Source organism: Rhodococcus sp. DMU2021 (assembly GCF_019641445.1).
GTDB lineage: Bacteria > Actinomycetota > Actinomycetes > Mycobacteriales > Mycobacteriaceae > Rhodococcus > Rhodococcus pyridinivorans.
In genome coordinates this window covers 1-16594 of sequence record NZ_JAIFKB010000029.1, presented here as the reverse complement: position 1 = coordinate 16594, position 16594 = coordinate 1, and the positions used below count along the sequence as shown (strand labels likewise).

The following is a 16594-nucleotide window of genomic DNA, read 5'->3' as shown; positions in this document are numbered from 1 at the left end:
ACCCCTTCTCAGGCCGCGATGGCGGGTTCCGTATATGCGACGGACAGTTCGCCGTCATCGACCGTGACATCGATGGTGCCGCCCGGTTCGATTTCGCCGCGCAACAGCGCACGACCTATCCTGGTTTCGACCTCATGGGCGATATACCTGCGCAGGGGTCGTGCACCGTAGACCGGGTCGAAACCGTGTTCGGCGATGAGCCGGCGTGCTTCCGGTGTGATATTCAAGTGTATCTGTCTCTCTGACAATCTGTTCCGAAGGTCGGTGAGTTGTAGCTCGACGATATGTTCGATCTGGGGCAGTGTGAGCGGGGTGAACAACACGATGTCGTCGATCCGGTTGAGGAACTCGGGACGGAAGTGCCCGCGCAGTTCCGCCAGCACCCGCGCCCGGGCGTCCGGCTTGATCTCGCCGTCGGCTGTGACTCCGTCGAGGAGATGCTGGGATCCGATGTTGGAGGTCATGATGATCACCGTGTTCCGGAAATCGACCTGCCTGCCTTGGGAATCGGTGATCCGGCCGTCATCGAGCACCTGTAGAAGGGTATTGAAGACGTCGGCGTGGGCCTTCTCGATCTCGTCGAAGAGCACCACGGAGTACGGCTTGCGGCGCACCGCCTCGGTGAGCTGACCCCCCTCGTCATACCCGACGTACCCGGGGGGTGCACCGATGAGTCTGCTCACCGTGTGCCGTTCCTGGTACTCGCTCATGTCCAGGCGCACCATGTTGTCTTCGCTGTCGAAGAGGGCACTGGCCAGCGTCTTTGCGAGTTCGGTCTTCCCCACACCTGTCGGGCCCAGGAAGATGAACGAACCGATCGGCCGGCGCGGATCGCGGATACCCGACCTTGCTCTGATTACCGCGTCTGCGACCAGTTGCACTGCCTCGTCCTGACCGATGACTCTCTCGTGCAGGATCTCGTCGAGCTTCAACAGTTTCTCCCGCTCGCCTTCCTGCAGTCGAGCGACCGGGATACCCGTCCATGCGGCCACGATCTCGGCGATCTCGTCTTCGGTGACCACCTCGCGCAGCAACGGATTGCGGCCTTGCCTGGTGGCCAATTGCTCCTCCGCCGCCTTGAGTTTGCGTTCGAGCTCGGTGATCTCGCCGTATCGCAGCTCGGCGGCCCGATTGAGGTCGTAATTGCGTTCGGCCTCCTCGGCTTCGTGGCGCAACCGTTCCAGCTCTCCCCGTAGCTCCTGCACCCGACGGATCGCTTGGCGCTCTGCCTCCCACTGCGCGTGCCGGGCGTCGGCCTCGGCCCGCAGATCGGCCAGCTCCTTGCGCAGCTCGTCGAGACGCGCCTTGCTGGCCGCGTCCGTTTCCTTGGACAGCGCGGCCTCCTCGATCTCCAGGCGGGTCACCTTCCGGGTGAGCTCGTCGAGTTCGGCGGGCATCGAATCGATTTCGGTTCGTAGCCGCGCACACGCCTCATCTACCAGATCGATCGCTTTGTCCGGCAGGAAGCGGTCGGTGATGTACCGGTGCGAGAGGGTCACGGCGGCCACCAGTGCGCCGTCCTGGATCTTCACGCCGTGAAACACCTCGAGGCGTTCGCGAAGTCCGCGCAGAATCGAGATTGCATCCTCGGCACTGGGCTCGTCGACGAGAACGGTCTGGAATCGACGCTCCAATGCTGCATCGGATTCGATGTGCTTGCGATACTCGTCGAGAGTGGTGGCACCGATCATGTGCAGTTCGCCGCGGGCGAGCATCGGTTTGAGCATGTTGCCGGCGTCGAGAGATCCCTCGCCGCCGACCGATCCTGCGCCGACGACGGTGTGTAACTCGTCGACGAACAACAGGATGCGCCCCTCGGCCGCTTTCACCTCGGACAGCACCGCCTGCAGCCGTTCCTCGAACTCGCCGCGGTACTTCGCGCCGGCCACCAGGGAACCCATGTCGAGCGAGAAGATCGTTTTGTCGCGTAGGCCCTCGGGCACGTCGCCGCGGACGATCCGCTGGGCGAGGCCCTCGACGATCGCGGTCTTGCCGACGCCGGGGTCGCCGATCAGCACCGGATTGTTCTTCGTTTTCCGGCTCAGGATCTGCGTTACCCTGCGGATTTCGGCGTCTCGCCCGATGACCGGATCGAGTTTGCCTGCTCGGCCCTCGGAGACGAGGTCGCGTCCGTACTTCTCGAGCGCCTCGTACGCACCCTCCGGGGTGGCCGAGGTGACGCGCTGGTTGCCGCGCACTGTGGTCAAGGCGGCGAGGAAGGTCTCTCGTGTGACCCCATGACTGGCGAGGACCCGTCCGGACGCACTGGCCGATCCCTCCTCGGAGAGGGCCATCACGAGATGCTCCACCGACACGTAGGAATCCTTGAGTCGCTTCGCCTCCCGTTCCGCGGCGTCGAGCAGCTTGGCCAGGCGCTGGGTGATCATCACCTGACCGGGCGTCGCGCCGGGGCCGCTGACCTTCGGCCTGCGCGAGAGTTCACGTTCCAGATCGGAGCGTAGGGCGTCGACGTTCGCGCCGGCCTGCTCGAGCAGTCGGGGTACCAGCCCGTCCTGCTGATCGACCAACGCGAGCAGCAGGTGCTCTCCGTCGACCTCGGTGTGACCCATTCTGGTCGCTACGTTCTGGGCTTCCTGCAGGGCTTCTCGTGACCTTTCAGTCAGGCTGCCGGTGTCCATGGGGGTGTCCTCCTTCTGCGGGACGCTGCTTCGAGTTTCTCGATTCGATCCAGCAGATCGAGCACGAGCCCGATTGCCGAGTAGTTCAGGCCTAGACCCGTCCGCAACCGTTGGATGCGGGCAGCGTGGGCCACTGCTGACGGTTCGAACAATATTTCGCCGCCGGGGTCGCGGCGTGCGTCGATCAGGCCGAGAGCCACGAGTTTTCTTGCCAGGTCGGGGTGCAGCCCGGTACGTTCGGCGAAGACATCCAGCGACATTCCGGTACGGCGAACCAATATGTACTGGGTGACCGGGGTGGGGGTGCTCATGGCTGTTTCCTCGGGTCGAAGTTCGATTCGGCGGCCAACTGTTCGAACAGCTCGCGTTCGCGTGCTGTCGGTTTCGATGGCACCATCACCTTGATTTCGGCGTAGAGGTTGCCGTTGGAGCCTCGCGGGTTGGGCATGCCTTCTCCGCGCAGGCGCAGCTTCCTACCTGTCGACGAGCCCGGTACGACTTTGACTTTCGCCTCACCGCCGGGAGTGGGAACGGCGACCGTCGCGCCGAGGGCTGCTTCCCAGGGGGAGACGGGAAGGTCGACGTAGATGTCCCGGCCCTGTACGCGGAACCGGGCATGCGGTTTGATCCGGACCACGAGGTACAGATCCCCGGGCGGTGCGCCGCCGTTGCCTCGGCCCCCTTGCCCGGCCAGCCGGATTCTTTGGCCGTCGAGGACACCGACCGGAATGTCGACGTCGTATCGTCGTCCGTCCAGACGGAGAGTGCGTTTGCCGCCCCGGTACGCCTCTTCCAGGGTCAGTTCCAGTTCCGCTTCCTGATCGGCGCCGGGAATCGGGCCGTACGCGCCACCGCCGCCGAACATCTGTCCGAAGAGGTCCTCGAAGTCGACGCCGCCCTCGCCACCGAAACCTTGACCGAAGTGCACCCTTCTGCCGCCGGCCCCGCCCCCGCCGCCGTACCCACCGCCGCCGTACCCGCCTGCGCCGGCCCGGACCCGTTCGTCGTAGTCCTCGGGTACCCGCCGGAAGTCGTCCCCGAATCGGTCGTAGCGTTTCCGGGTGTCCGGGTCGGACAACACATGGTAGGCCTCATTGATCTCTTTGAACTTGTCTTCCGCAGTGGGGTCTTTGTTGATGTCGGGGTGATATTTGCGGGCAAGTCGGCGGTAGGCCTGCTGGATTTCGTCGGTGTCGGCGCTGCGCGGGACCCCGAGCGCTTCGTAGTAGTCACGCGCCATGGCGCTCACTCCTCAGGTCGGCTGACGACCACGGTGGCGGGACGCAATTGCTGTCCGTTTTCTCCGTAACCTGGCCGCAAGACCTCGATCACGGTCCCGGAGGGAAGGTCGGGTTGGGCCACCACACTGACTACTTCGTGGAGTTCCGGGGTGAACGGCACACCGACCTCGTCGTGGCGCTCGAAGCCGAGCCGTGACAGCACCTGCACCGCCTGATCCCGGATCGCCTTCACACCCTCGACGACGGCCTGAGGATCGCTATCCGCATGGGCCAGCGCGAGCTCCAAGTTGTCCAGGACAGGCAGCCACGCCGCCGATACCCTCGCTGTCTCCGCGGCGCGTTCACGGTCGAGATCTTTGGCATACCGCTTGCGCAGGTTGTCCAGATCTGCGAGTGCTCTGCGCCAGCGGTCCTCGAGTCGAGCCAGCTTGGCTTCGGTATCGGTGTGATCAGGCCTCGTCTCGGTCTGGTCCGTGTCAGTATGGTCGGTAGCCTGCTCGGTCGTCGAATGATCAGCAGATCTGTCCATCAGGTGCCTCAACTCCGATCGAACTCGGCGTCGATCACGTCGTCGTCATCCGACGACGCAGCGTCTCTTCCGCCGGTCTGGTATCCCTCGCCGCCGTTTTGAACCGCTGCAAGCCCGTAGAGCAACTGCTGCAGCTCCGAGGTCAGTGGCTCTACCTCCGAGGGTGGAGCACCGTCTTCTACAGCCTTCCTCGCGTCGGCGATCAACATCTCGGCACGCGCTTTCTCGTGCGGTGGCGCACTGTCACCCAGTTCGGCAAGTCGCCGTTCCACCTGGTAGGCAACCGAATCGAGGGCGTTACGTGCGTCGACCGCCTTGCGCAGCTCCTCGTCCTCACGCCGGTTCCGTTCGGCCTCGGCGAGCATGCGCTCGACCTCGCTCTGGTCGAGGTTGCCCTGTTCGCTGATCGTGATGCTCTGCTCCTTGCCGGTGTCTTTGTCACGGGCGGTGACGTTGAGAATGCCGTTGGCATCGATATCGAATGTGACTTCGACCTGCGCCTCGCCGCGTGGCGCAGGTCGGATGTCTTCCAGCCGGAACCGGCCCAGCACCCGGTTGTCGGCGGCGCGTTCGCGTTCGCCCTGCAGGACTACGACGTCCACGGCGGACTGATTGTCTTCCGCTGTGGAGAACACTTCGCTGCGTCGGGCGGGGATCGTCGTGTTGCGCTCGATGATCTTGGTCATTACCCCGCCCTGCGTCTCGACGCCGAGGGACAGTGGGGTGACGTCGAGCAACAGTACGTCGGAGACCTCACCTTTGAGCACGCCTGCCTGGACCGCGGCACCGAGCGCCACGACCTCGTCCGGGTTGACGCCCATGTGGGGATCCTTACCGCCGGTGAGCCGGCGAACGAGTGCCTGTACCGCCGGAATGCGTGTCGAACCACCGACCAGGATCACCTCGTGGATGTCGTTGGCGGTGATCTTGGCGTCACTCATTGCCTGCTTTACCGGACCGAGGCAGCGTTCCACCAGATCTGCCGTCAGATCCTCGAACTTCGATCGCATGATCGTGGTGGTGAGGTGTTTGGGGCCGTTCGCGTCTGCGGTGACGAAGGGCAGGTTGACCTGGGCTTGAGTTACCGAGGACAACTCGACCTTGGCCTTCTCTGCCGCCTCGAAGAGTCGTTGCAGCGCTTGTGGATCCTTGCGCAGATCGATGTTCTCCGCGCTCTGGAACTCGTCGGCGAGGTAGTCCACCAGGCGCCGGTCGAAATCGTCTCCGCCGAGGTGGGAGTCGCCGGCCGTCGAGCGAACCTCGACTACTCCCTCGCCGACATCGAGCAGGCTCACATCGAACGTGCCGCCGCCGAGGTCGAAGACCAGTACGGTCTCGTGGGTCTGTTTGTCCATGCCGTACGCCAATGCCGCCGCGGTCGGCTCGTTGATGATCCGCAGGACCTCGAGGCCCGCGATCCGGCCGGCGTCCTTGGTGGCGTTGCGCTGCGCGTCGTTGAAGTAGGCCGGAACGGTGATGACCGCTTCCTTGACCTTCTCGCCAAGGAACTTGCTGGCGTCGTCGACGAGTTTGCGCAGCACCAGGGCACTGATCTCCTCTGGTGCGTACTTCTTACCTCGCACGTCGAATCGTGCCTCACCGTTGTCGCCCGGTACGACGTCGAAGCTGACCGCTTTGGCCTCCTCGGAGATCTCGTCGAAATGACGTCCGATGAAGCGTTTCGCCGAGTAGATCGTGCCCTTCGGGTTCAGGATCGCCTGTCGTCGGGCCAGCTGACCCACCAGGCGCTCGCCGCTATCGGTGAATGCCACCACCGACGGCGTCGTCCGCGCACCCTCGACATTGGAGATCACCACCGGTTCGCCGCCTTGCCAGCTTGCGATGACCGAGTTGGTGGTGCCCAAGTCGATGCCTACCGCAGTTGCCATGATTCATTCCTTTCGATTGGTCCGGCCGGTGAGTCGGCGGACGGCTTGGTCCGCGACTTCGACGTCGGCGAGGACTTCGGAGTGCCGTGGTTGTGTAGGGACATGGTCGTAAGGACTGGGAACGAGGTGAAGTCGCGCTGGCTGCCCTGTCCTGTGATGCGTGCATGAGCAGGCCGAACGGAGCGCCGACAACGGCACCGAAGATCGGCGCGTAGAAGCTGAGATCGAGGCGTGTACACGGCGGCCGGCCTCGGTGGAGTAATCCAAAAATCCAGCCTAATGGTGTAGCTGTCCACGCGCCTGCGGCGGCGCGGGCGCGGCCCAGCGGTAGTTCAGTGTGCCGATGACCTATTCGACCGGCTCCCGCCACTGGACTCTGACATCACCTCCCTGCCTGATGGGTTGGCCGGCCAGAATATCTCCGTGTGGTGCCGCTGCCGCGGATGCCTGGGGTTTTGCGTAGGGGCAGTCCCAGTGTCATCCGATGCGGTTCGGCCGCAGTGAGAATTGTCGCGTCAGGATTGCGTGAGTCCTGCATGTACCTAGCCTCTACTCGGTCCGGGGCACTTCTCAGTATCGCCCAGAACGGTGCCTACCGTCATGGAATGGGGGAATCGACGCGGCGGGCTCAAGTATTGGTCGTAACCCTGCTGATTGGAGAGAAGTGTGCGGATGGGACGAAGAGAGCAAGACGGGAGTAGAGTGTCGACAACGCTTGAATTCGAGGCCGATGCGACGGTGGAGAACGAGAGCACCGTGTCGGTGTGTGGCTAGTCTGCCTAATTCTCCATTCTGATCCTGGGAAGACTGTCGATTCCGCGTCCTCAAAGGCGGTAGCTGGCACCTTTGAGCGTCAACACGTCGGCGTGATGGACGATCCGGTCGATCATCGCGGCGGCGACGGCCTGATCACCGAAGACTCGACCTGACCTTCGTCGCCCGGCGGGACCGCTCCGCGGGGCATCGTGGCTTTCGACGCCGCGACCCGTTCGGCGAATCGCGCCGAAATATAGCGACGCACAGTTGATTCCGATACCGGGACACCGTGGTCGTCGCGCAGTCGTTGGGCGATCGTTGCTACGGTCACCGACTCGTCGAGCTGGCCTTCGATCCAGGTGTGGTGGGCGGCGATCGCCGGCCAGGTCACCGCCCGCGCCGTTGGGTCCACCACTTAGGGGAACCAGGCCCCGATCAACTCGCGCCACAGGTTCTCGTCGAATCTGTGGCCGTCGCCGGGGGCAGCCCCGCCGCCAGTGCCAGGGCCAGGTACTTGCGGATGGTTTTGCGGTCGAGTCCCAGGGCTGTCGAGATCTGCACCTGGGAGCGGCCGGCATGCCAATGCCGGAACAACTCCGTCAGATCGGTCATCGTCCGCGTTCTCCTTGCCACCGCCGGGCCCCTTCCCAGGTCCTCGGTGGACCTCGGGAAGAAGCGAACCTGCAGCAGCACCCGCGCCCCGACTGAATCGCCCCGGGTCTGTCGGAGGCTCTCGAACCTGTGAAGGATGAAGAGCATGGCAGCACCACGGAAGTACAGCGTTGAGCTGAAGGAACGAGCAACGAGAATGGTCGTCGAAGCCCGCCAGGATCCAGCGACACGGCCGGGAGCACTCAAACGGATCGCCGATCAACTCGGTGTGCACCCCGAAGCGCTCCGGACCTGGGTCAAGCAGGCCGAGGTCGACGGCGGCGTGCGCCTCGGCACCACAACCAGCGATGCCGAACGGATCGCACAGCTCGAACGGGAGAACCGCGAGCTGCGGCGGGCGAACACGATCCTCGAGCAGGCCTCGGCTTTCTTTGCGTCAATGCCATCCTGAACAGGCCCGGCGGGACTCGCTCGTTTCTTTGCTGCCCCAACCTCGGTTGGTGGCTTATCCCGATGTGCGGCCCGCCGGGCCCCGGATGGTCGTCCGCGTGGCTTGATAGAAGCGTGCCGCTGATGCCCGATTGAGGCGTGCCCAATGACGACTGCCCGGGCGCCCCGTTCACCCACGGATCGGAGTCGTCAGTTGATCATCATCGGAGTCGATGCTCACAAATCCACCCACACCTTCGTCGCAGTCGACGAGGTCGGACGCAAACTCGGACAGCTGACCGTCAAGGCCACCACCGACGGTCACCTGTCCGCGATCGAGTGGGCCTCCCAGTGGCCGCAGCTGCAGTTCGCGCTCGAAGACTGCCGCCACGTCACCCGACGTCTGGAAGCGGACCTGCTGCGCCGCGGACACTCGGTGGTCCGGGTGAAGACCCAACTGATGGCGGTGCACCGACGCAGCGCCCGCGAACCGGGCAAGTCCGATCCGATCGACGCACACGCGGTCGCGATGGCCGCGCTACGGGAACCGAACCTGCCGATCGCACGACTGGACGGCCCCGCTCGCGAAGTCAAACTTCTGAGCGATCACCGGCACGACTTGGTATGCGAGAGAACCAAACTCATCAGCCGACTGCGCTGGCACCTACACGAACTCGACCCCGAACTACACATCCCGCTCCGCGGTATCCGACGGTACCGTGTGATGGACGAGCTTGCCGACCGGCTTGCACAGTTCACCGGTGTGGTCGCCCAGATCGCTGGTGAACTCCTGGATCGGTGTCGGCAGATGACCCGTCAGATCAACGACCTCGAACAACGGATCCGCGACCGTGTCCGCGCCTTGGCACCGTCGTTGCTCGACATCCCCGGCTGCGGAGTTCTCTCCGCAGCGGTCATCATCGGCGAGACTGCCGGCGCGCACCGCTTCCACTCCAAGGACGCCTACGCGAAGTTCAACGGCACCGCCCCGATCCCGGTCTGGTCGGCCCAAGAGCGGGTGCGTCTGAACCGGGGTGGCAACCGCACCGTCAATGCGGCCCTGCACGCCATCGCCATCACCCAAGTCGCTCGCGGTGGTCCGGGTAAGGACTACGTCGCCAAGCTACAGGCAGCCGGAAAGACTCGGCGGGAGGCGGTGCGGTTGCTCCGCCGCCGTATCTCCGACCGAGTGTTCCAGATCTTGCGTGCCGACGAAGCCGAACTCGGAAAGGTCGCGAACGCATCGATTTTGGCGGCGGCTTGACATAGAAGCATCGCGGAGATCGACCGCCCACAGCGCTGATCGTGGAATTCATCGCTGCTCACCGCGATGAACACGGAGTCGATCCGATCTGCGCGGCCCTGCGCGAGACAGCTGCCCAGATCGCTCCGTCCACGGTCCGAGCTCACCTGAGTCCCCAACGAACGGAATCGGCCCGTGCGGTGCGTGACCGTCAGGTTCTGTCCGTCCGAGATCCGGAAGGTTCATGCCGACAATCTCGGCGTGTACGGGGCCCGCAAGGTGCATGCGAGTCTGAAACGAAAGGGGATGGCAGTGGCCCGATGCACCGTGGAAAGATTGATGAAAATCGATGGGTTACAGGGAATACCACGATTGAAGGGTCGGAAGACCACACACAGTGACGGCGCCGAGACTCCGCGGCCGGCAGATCGAGTACAGCGGCGGTTCGTCGCCGACGCACCCAACGTGTTGTGGGTAGCGGATCTGACCTACATTCGCACGCACTCGGGGTGGGTCTACGCCGCATTCGTCCTCGACGTGGGGGCACCTCCCTGGACGAAGTCCTTGGGGGAGTCTCCCGGATGATCGTCGGTTGGCAGGTCTCGGCGTCGATGCGCACCGATCTGGCCCTCGACGCCTTGGATATGGGGTTGTGGGCGCGCCGACGGGCCGGCCAGGATGTTGCCGGGTCGATTCACCACAGCGACCGCGGTGTGCAGTATCGAGCGGTGCGCTACACCGAACGCCTCGATGAATGCGATGCGGTCTCTTCCGTTGGTTCCAAGGGTGATTCGTATTACAACGCGATGGCGGAGGCGTTCAACTCGTTGTTCAAGGCCGAGTGCATCGGCAACCCTGTGATGCGGCCACACGGGGGCTGGCGGGGCGTTGAAGAGGTCGAGTGGGCGGTCGCCGAGTACATCGACTGGTTCGATCACCGCCGCTTGCATGGCGAGATCGACCACGTTCCGCCTGCCGAGTACGAGGCGACCCACTGGGCGAATCACACGGCGGCTGACTACGGTGAGACACCGGTCCTCGCTGAGGCCGGAACCAGATAGCCGAGCCTCCGCCGAACTCGGGGCGATTCATATCACACCGAGCGCCTATACCAAAGAAAACAAGTCCGCCGGCCGACAATACGGTTTGAGTCTCGACAGGCAGACTCGCCACTGTTAGCGGACCACTTCAACCGATCCGACTCGATTCTCTGCCGCGGCATCAAGGCCGGCCCGTCGACCGGCACGACGGTAGTAACGCTTGGCACATATGTTCTGGTGGTGCCAGTATGCGCGTAACGCCAAGGGAAGCCTGGGCATCCAGAACGTTTCTTCGATGGTTTCTGTCGGCTGCTGCGCACCGATCATGATGTCAGCGACGACGATGCCGGCGCCCTCGGCGGTATTGCGCGAGGCCAGGATGTTTCCTTCGGCATCGACAATTTGTGTTGCTCCGACGTAGTTGGTGTCGTACGGAGCTGTCATCGATGTGCCAGGCAAAAGCATGAAGTCGGTGCGGAACTGCCCGCAATGGGATGCCTGCAGGACTGGAGCTCCGACTCGGCGGGCAAATTCGGTGGGAGCATTCTCCGAAAGGTACCTGTTGTATTGCGACAACGGACCAAACATGCGGTCGACGAGACCACCCCAATTGTTGGGGGTTGTCCACCAGTGTGTGCCGGTCATGACGACATCGACTCGGCCAACGAGCCTGCGGGCGGTCTGATTGCGGATCAGCTCCCAACAGACGGCCGCACCCATGCGGCCAAGGCTGGTTTCAAATGCTCCATCGTCGTTGCCGGGGCCGTAGAAAGCGTTCTCCCACATCGTGGGCAGATCTTTGTCGTGCAGATGGGTTGTGCCATCGGGCTCAAACAGGTGGTAGCGATTGTAGATGTTGTCGTCCTCGGCGATCAGCATTGAGCCACCAATGTGACAGCCATACCGTTTTGCCGCTGCCTTGAACATGTCGACGGCCGCGTTTTGGGGCGGGAGAACGCTTCGATGCGCTTCACTGCGAAACGGCAGCGGAGACGTAGCAAACTCTGGAACCCCAATGAGTTTAGCGCCCTTGCCGGCCGCTTCGGCGATCATCGCATCCAGTCGGCGCATGTTCTCCGCGACGTCGCCAGGGACCCCTTCGAACTGGATGGCCGCGGCCTTCGTGGGCTGCGCTGTGTCGCTCACCGAATCTCCTGAGGTCTATGACGGGATTGTTGAGTTCCCGGCAGGCACGTCGCTCCCCTTATCCTGCAGAAGCGAACTTTACCTTGCGATCATATGGTTGCTCGGCGTCGGCCTGTCAAGGAACCTTGGGATATGGAGCTATCGCGCTTGCCGTGATTCGGTTGGTGTACTTGTTCATACGCAGTGGATGATGCGCTTGCGGAGTAGGTCGGAGTGTGCACCGCTGCCATGATGAGCCCGCGAACTGCTGCGGAGCCGTCGAGAAGCAGCATGGCGGATTGCCTACGCTGCGTCTGCCTGAGACGGATTCAACCACATTCATCCGAGACGGATATTGCGGCCTGTGTCTCCACGGCATGCTCTGCACGCTCGGATCGTGGGGAGGATCTGTCTATGCGCGTGGAGCTTTGCTGGGCGCTGCTTGGTCGCTCTCTTGATCGGCGTTTGGTCCGGCATTCAATGCGTACAGAAAAGCCGCCGTGTCACGTGGACGCCGGACATCAAAACCGGTAAGTTCGCGTAGTTTCTCCAGCCGGTTCAGAACGGCGTTTCGGTGGCAGTAGAGCTGGTTCGCCACCCTTGACACTGTGCCGTCGCCGTTGCAGTATGCGAGCGCGGTTTCGATGAGGGTCGATGCGTCCGGGATACTTTGGAGGGCGCCGAACAACTTGGACGCCAAAGCGTTCACGACGAGCGGTGTCTGCGCTGCAGCCACTGCGAGCCACGCGTCTTTTAGCCTGATTCCACCGAAGGATCGGCTGCACAGCAGCGTGTCGAACTGAAGAAAGTGCCCCCTGAACTGGGAAGATTGGAGTTCTCACACAACAAATCCGCCAGTTCAGGAAAGGCACTTCCGGTGAAAGTGTCCCACAAGTTCATCGACGGCTCGGCCGTGTTCGACGAGGACAACCTCGTCTCGTGCGCCGGCCTGGTCCCGGTCATGGCCTTGGCCGAACACACCCGCCTGCCGGACCTGCTCGCCGAGAAGGTTTCGATCACCACCACGAAGGTCGCGTCCGGGGCGGCGAACCCGGGCCCGAAACTGCTCACCCTGATCGCCGGGATGTGCGCCGGCGCCGACAGCATCGACGATATCGACCTGCTGCGCTCGGGCGGCATGAAGCATCTGTTCGCAGGCGTCTATGCGCCCTCGACCGTGGGAACGCTGCTGCGCGAGTTCAGCTTCGGTCATGCCCGCCAGCTCGAATCCGTGCTCCGCGAACACCTGATCGCACTCACCGCCCGGGTCGAGATCCTGCCCGGCCTGGCCGAGCAGGCGTTCATCGACATCGACTCGCTACTGCGCCCGGTCTACGGACACGCCAAACAAGGCGCGAGCTACGGACACACGAAAATCGCCGGCAGACAGATCCTGCGCAAAGGCCTGTCCCCGCTGGCGACGACACTCAGCACGGCGGACTCCACGCCGATCATCACCGGGATGCGACTGCGCGCCGGGAAAGCCGGATCCGGTAAAGGTGCAGGTCGGATGGTCACGCAGGCCATCGTCACCGCCCGAACAGCGGGCGCAACCGGTGCCCTCGTGGTACGCGGTGATTCCGCCTACGGCACCCGCTCGGTCATCTCGGCATGCCTGCGCGCGAAGGTGTGCTTCTCGCTCGTCCTGGCCAAGAACACCGCGGTCCAACGCGCGATCGACTCGATCCCCGACGACGCGTGGACCCCGGTGAGATATCCCGGTGCCGTGCGTGACCCGGACACCGGAGCGTGGATCTGAAGATGCCGAGGTCGTCGAAACCGCCTACACCGCTTTCGCTTCGACCAAGACTCCGGTCACCGCCCGGTTGATCGTGCGTCGCGTCAAAGACGCCCGCTTCCCCGACGCGTTGTTCCCGGTGTGGCGATATCACCCGTTTTTCACCAACACCACTACCTCGGCCGCCGACGCCGATGTCACCCATCGCCGGCACGCGATCATCGAAACCGTCTTCGCCGACCTCATCGACGGTCCGCTGGCGCACATGCCGTCGGGGCGCTTCGGGGCGAACTCCGCCTGGGTGCTCTGCGCGGCGATCGCCCACAATCTGCTGCGCGCCGCCGGTGTTCTTGCAGGTGGTGGGCATGCTCGCGCCCGTGGGGCGACGCTACGCCGCAAGATCGTCAACCTTCCCGCCCGGTTGTGTCGACCGCAACGAAAACCGATCTTGCGGCTTCCCATGCACTGGCCCTGGTCGGGCGCATGGCTTCGATTGTGGACCAACACCATCGGTCACAGTCCGCCAGCTATCGACTGAACACAGATCGACCCGCCGAGACGGCACGACCGGGACCGCATCGTGGAAAAGCTGGGCAGACCAGCGGTCACCGCATGCCCGCAACTGCTCATACATCCACTCGCCCGGCCGGAACGGGCATCGGCATCACGTCGGTGGATTCAGGTTTAGGAGTCCAGGCGACGTTTGGTTGAGAGCATGTCTCTTATGGACTAGATCGTTTGTGCGGCATAATGCACTGTCGTGGTCGATGCGTTGTCTTCCCGGCTGGTGCCGGATGCGTTGTGGGAGATCGTCGAACCGTTGCTGCCCGGCTTCCGGGCGCGGCCGCAGGGCGGAGGCCGGGCGGCGATCGATGATCGGGCGGTGTTCACCGCTATCGTCTATGTGCTTACCAGCGGCTGTGCCTGGCGGCACCTGCCACCGTCGTTCGGGGTCAGTGTTCCGACCGCACACCGCCGCTTCACCGCCTGGGTTCGGGCCGGGGTGTTCGACGAGATGCACCGCCAGGTCCTCGATCGGCTCGGCGCCGGTGGGGACCTGGACTGGTCCGCCGCGATCCTCGACGCAGCGCACGTGCGGGCGAAGAAGACATCCCAGGAGCTTGGGTGTCAAGCAGCAGCCTTCTCGGCGTGATGCGCCCAGGCCGTCGTTTCGTCGTAGTGGGTGCGGGACTTGAGGCATCCGTGCAGGATGCCGACGAGTCGGTTGGCCAGCTGCCGTAGGGTGGGGCCGTGATCGAGTCCTCGGGCGCGTTGTTTGTCGTGGTAGGCACGGGCGCCGGGAGAGGCGTGCAGGGCTGAGAACGCCTGTGCGTTCAGCGCATCGACGAGCCGATCATTGTGGACGAACCGGGCCGCGACGACCTTCTTTTTGTCGGAGGCGCGGGTGATCGGACTGGTGGCGGCGTAGTTCTTGCGAGCCTTCGCGGTGGCATACCGTTCCGGGTCGTCGCCGAACTCACCGAGCACCCGGGGACCGAGCAACGATCCCAGCCCCGGTTGGGACAGGATGATCTCAGCGTCTTCGGTGTCGGCCACAATGGGCATCGACCTGCCCTTGCAACGCCTTGATCTCGTGATTGAGAGTGCTCAACACGGCGACGGCGGAGCGGGTGGTCGCGGCGTAGGCGGTGGTGATCACCGCCGCCCGGCCCAGGTGTTCGCCTCGCAGAGCTGCCTGGATCCGATCGGTTTTGGTCTCGATGTCGCGACGGCGGGCGTTCCGCAGCGCCGCAGCGATCTGGCCCCGCGTCAGCCGCGCCGCCGAGGCCGGGTCCGGTGCCTTCCCGAGCAGGTCGAGGGCATCGACTGCGTCGAGGTCGTCGAATGCCTCCAACGCGGCCGGGAAGTACTCGCGCAGCGCGTGGCGCAGCCGCTGGGTCTGGCGGGTGCGTTCGAAAGATCAAGGCCTTGTGCGCCCGGGCGAGGACCTTGATCGCCTCGGCTTCGGCGCTGTCGCCGGCCACCGTCCGCAGCTTGTGTGAATCGGTGCGCACCATGTCGGCCAGCATGTGGGCATCGGCGGCGTCGCTCTTGGCACCCGAAACACCGCTGCGTTCCCGAAAACGCGCTGCCTGCAACGGATTCACCGCGAACACTGTGTACCCTGCGGCTACCAACGCCGCCACCCACGGGCCACGGTCGGTCTTGATTCCGATCGCCACCTCGGACTCGTCGACATCGTCGCCGAGTTGTTCGCCGACCATCGCGTGCAAACGCGCGATCCCGACTACTCCTTCCGGGAGTCGCGCCTTGCTCAGCCTCCGTCCGGCCGAGTTCATCAGCTCGACATCGTGATGCTCTTCCGACCAGTCATCTCCGACGAACAACTGCATTGAGCTTCTCCCATCGTCCTCGAACTCGACCACGTTCGGCAGCGTGCGGAAGAACCATCTGCACCCTAATGAAGCAGTGCTCACGCCGGAGCGGGCACGACATCCCATCAGCGATTCCGTTCTCCCGGCGGACGGGCAGGGGCACGATCTTTTTCAGGACTCCACGTTGTCCAGGGGGAGAAGTGCTCACCTGCCCGCCGCTACCGGTGACGAGTCTGCCGTATGATCGTGACCCGCTGACTCTCATCAGGGGGGCTCTCTAACCGGTCCCAGCCCGGTCGATCGAGGTAAGAACGGCTCGAAGATCCACATCCTGTCCGACGCCGAGGGCATTCCCCTCGTCACGGCGGTGACCTCGGTGAACACCCACGACAGTGTCATGCTGCAGCCGATGGTCACTGCGATTCCGGCGGTGCGTTCGCGTCGTGGTCCGCGTCGTCGCCGGCCCGGCCGGTTGCGGGCGGACAAGGGTTACGACTATCCCGTACACCGCCGGTGGCTGCGGGCACGGGGCATTGTTCTGCGGATCGCCCGTCGCGGCGTCGGCAGCAGCGAGCGCCTCGGCCGGTACCGGTGGAAGATCGAACGCACCCTGGCCTGGCCCACCGGCTACCGCCGACTGACCATCCGCTGCGAGCGTCACGGCGAGCACTTCGCTGCTTTCCTCCAACTCGCCGCGGCGTTGACCTGCTTCAAGAAACTCGCCAAATGAGACATTCTCTGAGTCACCGGGCCGATTCCGGCCCGGGATTACGGAGGTCGCGTTCACGTCATTTCGTGAAAGTGGCCTCCGCGTATTGACGGTGTCCGGGTCAGCGGCCGCGGCGAGATCGACTAGCGCCCGCAGTCCGCGGTCGGTGGAATTCGATGCGGCGAGGATGGGCCTTGACCCCGGTTCTTGGACACGCTGAATCCAGCATCTGCTGGGGAAGCGAGATGATCTTCAGTCATGTCACGAAAGAACTACTCGGAGGAGTTCCGGCGCCAGGCGGTCGAGTT

General features: G+C 63.9%; 10 protein-coding genes, 7 pseudogenes and 1 other annotated feature. Of the genes and pseudogenes, 7 read left to right on the top strand and 10 right to left on the bottom strand.

Going from position 1 to position 16594, the window contains the following annotated elements:
• Positions 1 to 8: 8 nt before the first annotated feature.
• The 7 genes and pseudogenes from clpB to K3M35_RS26755 all read right to left on the bottom strand — a co-directional run.
• On the bottom strand, positions 9 to 2639 hold the full coding sequence (clpB, locus tag K3M35_RS23785) for an ATP-dependent chaperone ClpB (protein WP_039584656.1): 2631 nt from the start codon (positions 2637 to 2639) through the stop codon (positions 9 to 11).
• On the bottom strand, positions 2621 to 2950 hold the full coding sequence (locus K3M35_RS23780; protein WP_039584654.1) for a chaperone modulator CbpM: 330 nt from the start codon (positions 2948 to 2950) through the stop codon (positions 2621 to 2623). Before K3M35_RS23780 ends, clpB begins: the two co-directional genes overlap by 19 nt.
• Positions 2947 to 3879, bottom strand: coding sequence for a DnaJ C-terminal domain-containing protein (locus K3M35_RS23775; RefSeq protein WP_039584652.1), 933 nt, complete (start codon positions 3877 to 3879; stop codon positions 2947 to 2949). The genes K3M35_RS23780 and K3M35_RS23775 overlap by 4 nt, the downstream gene beginning before the upstream one ends.
• A gap of 5 nt (positions 3880 to 3884) precedes the next feature.
• On the bottom strand, positions 3885 to 4409 hold the full coding sequence (locus K3M35_RS23770) for a nucleotide exchange factor GrpE (protein WP_039584651.1): 525 nt from the start codon (positions 4407 to 4409) through the stop codon (positions 3885 to 3887).
• Positions 4410 to 4417: 8 nt separating this feature from the next.
• Entirely contained in the window at positions 4418 to 6298 is a 1881-nt protein-coding gene (gene dnaK, locus K3M35_RS23765) for a molecular chaperone DnaK (protein WP_039584650.1), read from the bottom strand.
• An 824-nt stretch (positions 6299 to 7122) separates the two neighbouring features.
• Positions 7123 to 7230, bottom strand: a pseudogene (locus K3M35_RS23760) (ATP-binding protein); the annotation flags it as partial.
• A pseudogene (locus K3M35_RS26755) lies at positions 7218 to 7666 on the bottom strand (IS21 family transposase); the annotation flags it as partial. The pseudogenes K3M35_RS23760 and K3M35_RS26755, both read right to left, overlap by 13 nt.
• Before the next feature lie 136 nt (positions 7667 to 7802).
• Here K3M35_RS26755 and K3M35_RS23745 point away from each other — a divergent pair.
• The 4 genes and pseudogenes from K3M35_RS23745 to K3M35_RS26425 form a co-directional block, all read left to right on the top strand.
• Positions 7803 to 8099, top strand: a pseudogene (locus K3M35_RS23745) (transposase); the annotation flags it as partial.
• A gap of 210 nt (positions 8100 to 8309) precedes the next feature.
• Complete coding sequence (locus tag K3M35_RS23740; RefSeq protein WP_064060056.1) at positions 8310 to 9359, top strand: IS110 family transposase; 1050 nt, start codon at positions 8310 to 8312, stop codon at positions 9357 to 9359.
• Positions 9360 to 9365: 6 nt separating this feature from the next.
• Positions 9366 to 9487, top strand: a sequence feature (AL1L pseudoknot).
• A gap of 46 nt (positions 9488 to 9533) precedes the next feature.
• On the top strand, positions 9534 to 9923 hold the full coding sequence (locus K3M35_RS26975) for an IS3 family transposase (protein WP_081263343.1): 390 nt from the start codon (positions 9534 to 9536) through the stop codon (positions 9921 to 9923).
• Positions 9920 to 10399, top strand: coding sequence for an integrase core domain-containing protein (locus tag K3M35_RS26425; RefSeq protein ID WP_081263344.1), 480 nt, complete (start codon positions 9920 to 9922; stop codon positions 10397 to 10399). Before K3M35_RS26975 ends, K3M35_RS26425 begins: the two co-directional genes overlap by 4 nt.
• A gap of 114 nt (positions 10400 to 10513) precedes the next feature.
• On the opposite strand, the gene K3M35_RS23725 is transcribed toward K3M35_RS26425, so the two are convergent.
• Both K3M35_RS23725 and K3M35_RS26970 read right to left on the bottom strand, forming a co-directional pair.
• Positions 10514 to 11524, bottom strand: coding sequence for a carbon-nitrogen hydrolase family protein (locus K3M35_RS23725; protein WP_039584647.1), 1011 nt, complete (start codon positions 11522 to 11524; stop codon positions 10514 to 10516).
• 391 nt (positions 11525 to 11915) lie between these two features.
• The gene (locus K3M35_RS26970) at positions 11916 to 12212 is read right to left on the bottom strand and encodes a helix-turn-helix domain-containing protein (RefSeq protein ID WP_374107780.1); all 297 of its coding nucleotides are present in this window, start codon (positions 12210 to 12212) and stop codon (positions 11916 to 11918) included.
• A 168-nt stretch (positions 12213 to 12380) separates the two neighbouring features.
• Between K3M35_RS26970 and K3M35_RS23715 the strand changes: the two are divergent.
• Both K3M35_RS23715 and K3M35_RS23710 read left to right on the top strand, forming a co-directional pair.
• Positions 12381 to 13779: pseudogene (locus K3M35_RS23715) on the top strand (IS1380 family transposase).
• A gap of 222 nt (positions 13780 to 14001) precedes the next feature.
• A pseudogene (locus K3M35_RS23710) lies at positions 14002 to 14349 on the top strand (transposase); the annotation flags it as partial.
• Between the two features lie 20 nt (positions 14350 to 14369).
• Here K3M35_RS23710 and K3M35_RS23705 read toward each other — a convergent pair.
• Positions 14370 to 15595 (bottom strand): annotated as a pseudogene (locus K3M35_RS23705) (IS110 family transposase).
• Positions 15596 to 15842: 247 nt separating this feature from the next.
• Here K3M35_RS23705 and K3M35_RS23700 point away from each other — a divergent pair.
• Positions 15843 to 16307 (top strand): annotated as a pseudogene (locus K3M35_RS23700) (IS5 family transposase); the annotation flags it as partial.
• Between the last annotated feature and the right edge of the window lie 287 nt (positions 16308 to 16594).

What these genes read in the sequence shown, in the direction of transcription:
- K3M35_RS23775 (WP_039584652.1), bottom strand. Translation starts at nt 3,879, where the DNA reads ATGGCGCGTGACTACTACGAAGCGCTCGGGGTCCCGCGCAGCGCCGAC.
- dnaK (WP_039584650.1), bottom strand. Translation starts at nt 6,298, where the DNA reads ATGGCAACTGCGGTAGGCATCGACTTGGGCACCACCAACTCGGTCATC.
- K3M35_RS26425 (WP_081263344.1), top strand. Translation starts at nt 9,920, where the DNA reads ATGATCGTCGGTTGGCAGGTCTCGGCGTCGATGCGCACCGATCTGGCC.
- clpB (WP_039584656.1), bottom strand. Translation starts at nt 2,639, where the DNA reads ATGGACACCGGCAGCCTGACTGAAAGGTCACGAGAAGCCCTGCAGGAA.
- K3M35_RS23770 (WP_039584651.1), bottom strand. Translation starts at nt 4,409, where the DNA reads ATGGACAGATCTGCTGATCATTCGACGACCGAGCAGGCTACCGACCAT.
- K3M35_RS23780 (WP_039584654.1), bottom strand. Translation starts at nt 2,950, where the DNA reads ATGAGCACCCCCACCCCGGTCACCCAGTACATATTGGTTCGCCGTACC.